At 70.9% G+C, this 6,412-nt stretch carries 4 protein-coding genes and 1 pseudogene; 3 read left to right on the top strand and 2 right to left on the bottom strand.

The features are described 5' to 3' along the window. Positions 1-113: 113 nt before the first annotated feature. A pseudogene (locus WH07_RS29835) lies at positions 114-1,484 on the bottom strand (polysialyltransferase family glycosyltransferase); the annotation flags it as partial. Next, positions 1,484-2,467: a glycosyltransferase family 2 protein gene (locus tag WH07_RS29830; RefSeq protein ID WP_046506733.1), complete on the bottom strand. Its 984-nt coding sequence runs from the start codon at positions 2,465-2,467 to the stop codon at positions 1,484-1,486. The gene WH07_RS29830 and the pseudogene WH07_RS29835, both read right to left, overlap by 1 nt. 219 nt (positions 2,468-2,686) lie before the next feature. Here WH07_RS29830 and WH07_RS29825 point away from each other — a divergent pair, with 219 nt between their 5' ends. From WH07_RS29825 to WH07_RS29815, 3 genes are all read left to right on the top strand, one after another. After that, positions 2,687-4,009, top strand: coding sequence for a DUF6716 putative glycosyltransferase (locus WH07_RS29825; RefSeq protein WP_046506730.1), 1,323 nt, complete (start codon positions 2,687-2,689; stop codon positions 4,007-4,009). 242 nt (positions 4,010-4,251) lie between these two features. Continuing rightward, entirely contained in the window at positions 4,252-5,466 is a 1,215-nt protein-coding gene (locus WH07_RS29820; protein WP_046506727.1) for an acylneuraminate cytidylyltransferase, read from the top strand. Between the two features lie 10 nt (positions 5,467-5,476). After that, positions 5,477-6,409: an N-acetylneuraminate synthase family protein gene (locus WH07_RS29815; RefSeq protein WP_046506724.1), complete on the top strand. Its 933-nt coding sequence runs from the start codon at positions 5,477-5,479 to the stop codon at positions 6,407-6,409. Positions 6,410-6,412 lie beyond the last annotated feature (3 nt).

Genomic DNA, 6,412 nt, shown 5'->3' with positions numbered 1-6,412 from the left:
CCTTCCGCCGCCGCAAGCGCCTCTCGGCCGGGATGACCTCGGCGGCGGGCGCCCTGTTCCTGGGCTTCGCGGTGAAACTCTCCCTGAGCAGTTCCTGACAGCGCCCGACAGCGTCCGAGCCGCCCGGCGCCGGACGGCGAAGCGCTCTGCGCCACCCTGCGGACCGTCGCGTTGCGCGGCAGGAACGCGAGCTGGGCGGGCACCCCGCCCGGCAGCGCCAGCGCGGTGAGCCGGCGGCGCTTGAAGTACTTCAGGACCTGCGGCGACAGATGCTCCGAGAGGAACTTCTCCGCCGTGGGCCGCAGCCGCGCGTAGATCTGCGGCTGCATCGCGAAGCCGACGGTGGAGACCAGCTCGGGAAGGTGCTCGGCCGGCTCGTGCCCGCCGTTGCCCTCCAGCGGCGGCAGCAGCGCGTCCACGATCGTCACCGGCACGCGGTTGCTGTTCTGGTACGGGGTGAGCCGCTCCAGCAGCAGTTCCGTACCGGCGCGGGCGACCGGCAGATCGTAGAACGTGGCCGCCGTGAGCAGCGCGGTCGAGAAGCAGGCCACCACCAGCGCCGGGTTCAGCCGCTGGTAGAGCACCTCGGCGAGCACCGGCCCCGACCGTACGGTCAGCCGCGCCCCGAGCCGCTCGGCCTCCTCCTCCAGCCGCCGCGACCACTGCGCGGGCGCCGAGGGGTGCGGCTTGAAGACGACGTGCTTGTGGCCGCGCGCGACGGCGCCCCGGAGCATCCGTACGTGCAGCTCCTCCTCTTCCTGGACGGTGAGGATGTCGAGCACGGACAGATACTGGCCCAGCACCAGCGCGGGACCCGCCGCGCCGTCCGCCGTACCGTCCGAGGACGCTCCGGCGCCCGGCGCCCCGGCGTCCGGCTCCGCGTCCGCCAGTTCCGCGAGCACCTTCACGAAGGCGTCCGTCGGAATGATCTCGGGTTCGACCCCGAACTCGGTCAGCAGCAGCGGCTTCAGCCCCGGCACCAGGTCCAGGTGGAGCAGTCGCTCGACCCGCCCGCCGATCAGCGGGTCCAGCTTGGAACGGGTGGGCCCGTAGCTCATCAGCCCGTCCGCGTAGATGTGGAGCGGGCTCTCGCCGAAGATCATGGCGACGGCCTGGGACGGGTTGGCCTGTATGGATTCGCAGGCGATCTCGACCGGCGCGTCGCCCAGGTTCCACTCCTTGCGGACCGCCCGCTGCCACATCGCCGCGTCCTGCTCGCGCGGGCCCCAGCCGGCCGGGTGGAACGGGTGGATGAAGTCGTTCCACGAGCGGACCTCGTCGAACTCCGGCCGCAGCCGGTCGAAGCCGGGCAGCTCGTTGAACGGCCTGCCCAGCTCGGGCGACATGGAGACATCGCTGACCACCAGGATCCGCCGGTGGTCCGCCCGCGCTCCGAACTGTCCGGAGCGGAGCGCCGCGGTCACGGTGGCGGCCGCGTACTGCGTGGCCGCGAAGAAGAGCTGGATGGTGGACGTGCCCGCCATCAGACCTGGACCTCCATGGAGCGGGAGACGGGACGGCGGCGTACCCGGCGGAGCTGGGCGGCCCGGCGGGTGCCGAGCGCCTCGATCGTCTCGGACAGGATGTCCGAGGGCATGCGCTTGAGCGCGGCCGCGCTCAAGGAGCGCAGTTTCCGTGCCACTGACGGTTCCATCCTCTCGATGGATTCCAGGTGATGGGCCATGACCGCGCAGTAGGTCCGTACGGCCTTGGGCATGAACCGGTCCGCCTCCTGGTCCTCCGCCGTCTCCGCCAGGACCTGGTCGAAGGCCCGGATGAAGTCGAGCTGCCGGACGTCGCCGATCTGGGTGAGGGAGGAGGCGACGCCGCGCCGGTACATGACGCCGTGCAGGCCGACGGCCGCGAAGGTGTTCGCCTCGCGGTGCAGCCGCCATATCCACGGCCGGTCCTCGGCGGTCCGCAGCCCGTCCCTGAAGTGCACCAGACCTCGGTCGACCAGCCGGCGGTGGTACACGCCGGCCCAGGCGAAGGCGTAGTCCACCGAGGTGGAGCGGTACTCGGGCAGGATCGCGTCGCGCGGGTTGAGCACGGTGTCGCGCGGGGCGACCGGGACGCGGTGGACGGTCCGGGTCTTCCCGGTGAACTGGACGTGGTCGGTACGGATGAAGTCGACCCCGAGGCCCTCGATGGCGGCCAGGAGCTGCTCGAAGTAGCCCGGCACCACCCAGTCGTCGCCGTCGAGGAAGGTCACGTACTCGCCACGCGCGCGGTCCAGGCCGGTGTTGCGCGCGGTGGCCAGTCCGCCGTTCCGTTCATGTCTGATCAGGACCGCCCCGGGAAGGTCGCGCTCGGCCTGTTCAAGGATCTGGGGGGTTCCATCGGTCGAACAGTCGTCGACCAACAGGAACTCGAAGTCAGCGCGGGTGTTCGCGCGGAGGCTTCTGAGGGTTTCGAGGGCGTATGTCTGCACGTTGTAGAACGGCACGACGACGGAGAGCTTGACCACAGCCGTGACGCTAGGGGGCGGCACGTCATTCGTTCTGACATCCGGGCGCATGGCGGGTGAACGAAGCATGGCGGAATGGTGAACCCGTCGGCTTTTGGCCGTTCTGTGGCTGCTTCCCGGCTGTTCCCCGGGCTTTGTCGCCATCCGTAGATCTGCTGTTAACCCTTTATTGCCATTGAGTTCGGCGGACAAACGGAAACTCTTTCTAACGTCCTCGTCGTGCCATCACGTACCAACGAAGCGGTCCGGGTCGCAGTGCTCGCCGACTCCGACACCCGGTGGAAGTGGGGTGCGCTCACCGCGCGCCGCATAACGCCGGAAGGCCGCTCCATAGAGCTGAGCGGCTACCTGCTGCGCGGCCGAGCCACGCCCACCGCCCGGCAGCTCGCCGAGGTCGGTGCGGAGGCCGAGACACGTGAGGTGACCGGCACCGCCTTCCTCCAGACGCTGCGCGAGCAGGAGTACGACCTCGTCGTGCTCGCGCTGGTCGGCGGCGCCGTCCAGGCGATGCTGCACGGTATCGCCGCGCTGGACCTCGAAGACCGGCCGGCCATCGTCACCGGCTATGTGGGCGTGGTGTACGAGAAGCTCTCGGACGGTCTGCTGCTGCGGCACGGCGCGGACATCGTCCTGGCGAACTCCCGCTACGACGGCCAGCGCTTCCGCGCCGTGTACGAGGGCGTGGGCGCCGACGCGTCCTCGGTCACCGAGGCCGCCCTGCCGTTCCTCGGCGGTGAGCGCTATGTGCCCGAGGAGGGCCGCGACACCGTCGTCTTCGCCGCCCAGCCGTCCGTACCGGCGAACCGCGCCGACCGCGCGTATCTGCTGAAGCGCCTCGTCGAGCACGCGCGGCTGCATCCGCGCCGCGAGGTCCTGCTGAAGCTGCGCAGCAAGATCGGCGAGCACACCACGCATGTGGAGGAGTTCCCCTACCAGCGGCTCGCCGAGAAGGTCCCGGGCGGTCTGCCGCCCAACTTCAAGCTGGTGTACGGGAACATGGGCGAGGTCCTCGACCGTACGGATCTGCTGGTCACCGTCTCCTCGACCGCGGCCCTGGAAGCACTGCACCGGCGCATCCCCACCGCGATCCTCACCGACCTCGGGGTGCGCGAGCCGCTCGGCAATCACCACTTCATCGGCTCCGGCTGTCTGGCCTCCTGGGACCAGCTCGACGGCGGCGGACGCCCGAAGGCCGACGCCGTCTGGGCGGACCGGCAGGGTGTCGCTGCGGACGGTTCGTACTCCTCGTCCTTCGACCAGGCGCGCAAGCGGGTCGCGAAGCTGCTGGACGGGCCGGTGCTGCCGCCCCTCGATCCGTACTACACCGCCACCACCGCGCCCGGCTATCTGCCGGGGCTCCTCGCCCGCTACCACCTGGCCGCGGACGGCACTCCGCTGCCGTCGGCCGCGAAGGCCGCGTCGGGCGGCAGCGGCTCGGTCCGCCGTGTGGTGCGCGAGGCGGTACGGGGAGCGGCGCGCGGCGCGTACCGGCACGGCGTACAGCGGGTGGCCCCCGTCATCCGGCGCATGGGCGACCTGTGAACCCCGGCGCCACCCCGCACAGGACCGGGCGGCCACGGGCCGCGGAACAGCAGGACCCCGCGGAGCCAGGGCACGGCTCCGTACAGCACCGACAGCAGGACCCCGCACCACAGGCACAGCCCGCACGAGCCGCACAGCACCGGGCCGCAGAGCCCGGCCGAGCCGCACCACAGGCACCGCAAGAAGCACGAGCCGCAGAGCAACCCGCCGCGGAGGCATTTCCCGCGGACCAAGGAGTACAGATGACCGTCCTCGCGGTGATTCCCGCACGCGGCGGATCCAAAGGCGTACCCGCGAAGAACCTCGCCCCCGTCGGCGGCGTTCCCCTCGTCGTCCGCGCCGTACGCGCCAGCCTCGCCGCCCGGCGCGTCACCGATGTCGTCGTGTCGACCGACGACGCCGCCATCGCCGAGGCGGCACGCAACGCCGGAGCCGAGGTCGTCCTGCGTCCCGCGGCCATCGCCGGCGACACCGCGACCAGCGAGGCCGCGGTCCTGCACGCCATGGACGCGTACGCGGCGATGCGCGGAGTGGCCGCCGATGTCGTGCTGCTCGTCCAGTGCACCAGCCCGTTCATCACGGCCGAGGACCTCGACGGAGTCGCGGGCGCGGTCACCGAGGACGGCGCCGACAGCGCGCTGACCGTCGCGCCCACCCACGGCTTCATCTGGCGCGAGGACAGCGCGGGCAGCGCCGACGCCGGCGCCTCCGGCGGCTACGGCGTCAACCACGACAAGGCGAACCGGCCGCGCCGCCAGGACCGTCCCCAGGAATACCTGGAGACCGGCGCCGCCTACGCGATGCGCGCCGACGGCTTCCGCGCCGCCAACCACCGCTTCTTCGGCCGTACCGCGCTCGTCAAGACCGACGCCGCCCGGGTGCTGGAGATCGACGATCCGCACGACCTGGCCCGCGCCCGTGCCCTCGCGCCGCTGCTCGACCCGGCCGTCCTGCCTACGTACGAGGACGTCGACGCCGTCGTCCTCGACTTCGACGGGACCCAGACCGACGACAAAGTGATGATCGACTCGGACGGCCGCGAGACCGTCACGGTCCACCGTGGTGACGGTCTCGGCATCGCCGCGCTGCGCCGCTCCGGTCTTGAGCTGCTCATCCTGTCCACCGAGCAGAACCCGGTCGTCGCCGCACGGGCCCGCAAGCTCCAGGTGCCGGTGCTCCATGGCATCGACCGCAAGGACCTCGCACTCAAGCAGTGGTGCGACGAGCACGGGATCGCCCCCGAGCGGGTGCTGTACGTCGGCAACGACGTCAACGACCTCCCGTGCTTCGGCCTCGTCGGCTGGCCGGTGGCCGTCGCGAGCGCCCATGACGCCGTACGCGCCTGCGCGCGTGCCGTCACCACGACCCCCGGCGGCGAAGGGGCGATCCGTGAGATCGCCGCCTGGCTCCTCGGTCCGGGTCTCCAGACCCCCCACATGAACACCCTCAACAAGTAAGGACCCACCCATGAGCACCGACGCCACCTCCCGCCTGCGGACTTTCGGCAAGCGGACCGCCGGCCCCGGCCAGCCCGTCTATGTCACGGGTGAGATCGGCATCAACCACAACGGCGAGCTGGACAACGCCATCGCCCTGATCGATGTGGCCGCCGAGGCGGGCTGTGACGCGGTCAAGTTCCAGAAGCGCACCCCGGAGATCTGCACCCCGCGCGACCAGTGGGACATCGAGCGCGACACCCCCTGGGGTCGGATGACGTACATCGACTACCGCCACCGTGTCGAGTTCGGCGAGGACGAGTACCGCGCCATCGACGAGCACTGCAAGAAGCGCGGTATCGACTGGTTCGCCTCCCCGTGGGACACCGAGGCCGTCGCCTTCCTGGAGAAGTTCGACCTGCCGGCCCACAAGGTGGCCTCCGCGTCCCTGACCGACGACGAGCTGCTCCGCGCGCTGCGCGCCACGGGCCGTACGGTCATCCTCTCCACCGGCATGTCGACGCCGAAGCAGATCCGGCACGCGGTCGAGGTCCTGGGCAGCGACAACATCCTGCTCTGCCACGCCACGTCGACGTACCCGGCGAAGGCCGAGGAGCTCAACCTGCGCGTGATCAACACGCTCCAGGCCGAGTACCCGAACGTGCCGATCGGCTACAGCGGCCACGAGACCGGTCTGCAGACCACCCTCGCCGCCGTCGCCCTCGGCGCCACCTTCGTCGAGCGTCACATCACCCTCGACCGCGCCATGTGGGGCTCGGACCAGGCCGCCTCGGTCGAGCCGCAGGGCCTGCAGCGCCTGGTCCGCGACATCCGCACCATCGAGGCGTCCCTCGGTGACGGTGTCAAGAAGGTGTACGAGTCGGAGCTGGGCCCGATGAAGAAGCTCCGCCGTGTCGCGGGCGTCGTCGCCGAGTCTGCCGCGGCTGAGTCCCCGGCGGTCTGACAC

The sequence above is a fragment of the Streptomyces odonnellii genome (assembly GCF_000981895.1).
Classification (GTDB): Bacteria; Actinomycetota; Actinomycetes; order Streptomycetales; family Streptomycetaceae; genus Streptomyces; species Streptomyces odonnellii.
This window is presented reverse-complemented; position numbering and strand designations above follow the sequence as displayed.

Excerpts from the sequence above, each read along its gene's own strand:
- WH07_RS29815 (WP_046506724.1), top strand. The coding sequence starts at position 5,477 with ATGAGCACCGACGCCACCTCCCGCCTGCGGACTTTCGGCAAGCGGACC.
- WH07_RS29820 (WP_046506727.1), top strand. The coding sequence starts at position 4,252 with ATGACCGTCCTCGCGGTGATTCCCGCACGCGGCGGATCCAAAGGCGTA.